This is a genomic window from Bradyrhizobium sp. Arg237L (assembly GCF_029990105.1).
Taxonomy (GTDB): domain Bacteria; phylum Pseudomonadota; class Alphaproteobacteria; order Rhizobiales; family Xanthobacteraceae; genus Bradyrhizobium.
On sequence record NZ_JAQMIL010000183.1, the window covers coordinates 1 to 1,164 of the forward strand.

Here is a 1,164-nt window from a genome sequence, read left to right on the forward strand (position 1 = left end):
CGGATGAGCGACTATCTGGATTGTCAAGTTGCATTGGCGTAAGCGGCACGCGCCTCGCGTGCTTTGGCGTTGAGGCGGACCAGGAGCTTACGGGCGAGCGCAATGCGAATGACCATTTTTTCCTTTCCGGCAGCGACCAGCCTATCGCGAAAGTCGGCGAGGCTTTGGTCATAACGCGCGGCAATGGCCGCGACGAGGAAGAGGATCGAGCGGACGCCGGCGCGGCCGCCGCGGATGGATCGCTTGCCCTTTCGCTTGCCACTGTCATTGGCGATCGGGGCGAGGCCGACCAGCTTGGCAATGGCTTTGTTGGAGAGGATACCGATCTCCGGCAGCTCGGCGTGCAGCCGGCCGACGGTCCGTCCAGCCACGCCCTTCACCTCGCGCCAGGTTTCGGCGAGCTTTGCCCACAGCGGATCGTCGTCGATCATGGAGGCGATCTCGCCTTCGAGCGAGCGGGACTGGCGCTTCAGCAGGGCGATCACCTCGTCTACACTTGCCTGCATCTCCGTGTTGTCGAACATGCTGGCGCGGCGCTGCTTCTGGACCGTGAGGTCGTCGGTGACCTGCCTGAGCCTTGTTACCAGGGCCTTCAGGCGCTGCTGGGCCTGGCTCGGCAGCGCCGTCGGAGCCAGGTTCTTGGCGTGGGCGAAGCGGGCAATGACGGAGGAATCGATCCGGTCGGTCTTCTCCAGAATGCCCATTGCCTCGGCATAGCGGCGAACGCTGCGAGCGTTGGCCAGCGCGCAGCCGATGCCCTGTTCCCACAGCTCGACGAATACCCGTCGCTCGTAACCGCCACTGGCCTCCATCACCACCAGCGTGACGGCGTGTTCACGGCAGAACGCGGCTAGGGATGCAATGCCCGCCGTATCGTTATTGAAGCTCGCAAGCCGGCCGCCTGGTTCGATGCAGACATCGAGCTTGGCCTTCGAAACGTCCACTCCACAAATCGTCTTCTTCACGGTAACCTGCCTTGTCCATGCGATTGGAACTCAAGCGACTGTTCGGTCGTGCGTGACATGGCGAAGATCCCAAAGCTCATCCACGGTTGTGGCCGGAGGGGTAACGGGCGACTTCGCCACGCGTCTTGGCCGGTGGCCACCGGCCAAGACGCTAAATCGCTTCCATCGCACAAATCATGCCCGTGCAGATACAAGGGGT

General features: G+C 62.8%; 1 protein-coding gene. It reads right to left on the bottom strand.

Annotated features, from left to right (window positions below; genetic code table 11):
- Positions 1-23: 23 nt before the first annotated feature.
- A complete protein-coding gene (locus tag OZ411_RS42865; RefSeq protein ID WP_282532787.1) occupies positions 24-965 on the bottom strand; it encodes an IS110 family transposase in 942 nt (313 codons plus the stop codon).
- Positions 966-1,164 lie beyond the last annotated feature (199 nt).